The sequence below is a fragment of the Listeria tempestatis genome (assembly GCF_963575625.1).
Lineage (GTDB): Bacteria > Bacillota > Bacilli > Lactobacillales > Listeriaceae > Listeria > Listeria tempestatis.
In genome coordinates this window covers 1-707 of sequence record NZ_CAUYTK010000028.1, presented here as the reverse complement: position 1 = coordinate 707, position 707 = coordinate 1, and the positions used below count along the sequence as shown (strand labels likewise).

The following is a 707-nucleotide window of genomic DNA, read 5'->3' as shown; positions in this document are numbered from 1 at the left end:
AAACAATAGACAAAAACATCAGGAGGAAAAACCATGCGGGAAATAAAATCAAATGAATCCGTGTTTCATGAGCACGCAGAAAAAATGGGCAAGCTAAAAAACGAGGTCTATTTGCCGCTTCGAGATGGCAATATGACGGAGACCTACGCGACTTCCATTAATACGCTTCGAACGAGTTTAATCGACCTTGTCGTGACACTAGAAAAGATGGGCAACGTGACAGGTCAAGACGCGCGTCGCCTCACGGATTTAGGCGCAGCCTTCGCGAAACAGGACCAAACTTTAGGCCAAAAAGGAGGTCCTTTAGGTGGATAAAAGGCGTGCGGCGTTCGAACAAGAACTGATGCAAAATCGCCGAAAACAACAAGAAACCGAAGCCAACTGGCACGACTTGCGGCGGAAAAATCAAGAAAAAACCGAGTGCGAGGAAGATTTTCGTGCGGTGTCTAAACAGGAATTTGACGTGCTTGAGAAATGGCGTCATGGTTGGCGCGGGAGTACGGCGAACGGATTTCATCAGCTGCTAGAAGAAGAACAGGCGCGCGATACAATGCTTTGGCAACGCGGGTTACAAGCGCGCGAAGAAGAAATGTCAGAGGCGATGCAGCGTGAAAAACATGTGTTGCGTCAACTCAAAGAAGACCAACAAAACATCCAAAAGAGGTGGCGCACATGAGTCGGATTGCCATTTTGGAAGTGAAGGCCTT

2 protein-coding genes are annotated in these 707 nt (G+C 47.9%); both read left to right on the top strand.

Annotation, left to right across the window (positions count from 1 at the left end; all coding sequences use genetic code 11):
* Positions 1 to 33 precede the first annotated feature (33 nt).
* Positions 34 to 315 carry a DUF3130 family protein gene (locus R8923_RS14235; RefSeq protein ID WP_485873422.1) on the top strand — a complete coding sequence of 94 codons (282 nt, stop codon included), beginning with the start codon at positions 34 to 36 and terminating at the stop codon, positions 313 to 315.
* Positions 308 to 676, top strand: coding sequence for a hypothetical protein (locus tag R8923_RS14230; RefSeq protein ID WP_485873421.1), 369 nt, complete (start codon positions 308 to 310; stop codon positions 674 to 676). The genes R8923_RS14235 and R8923_RS14230 overlap by 8 nt, the downstream gene beginning before the upstream one ends.
* Positions 677 to 707 lie beyond the last annotated feature (31 nt).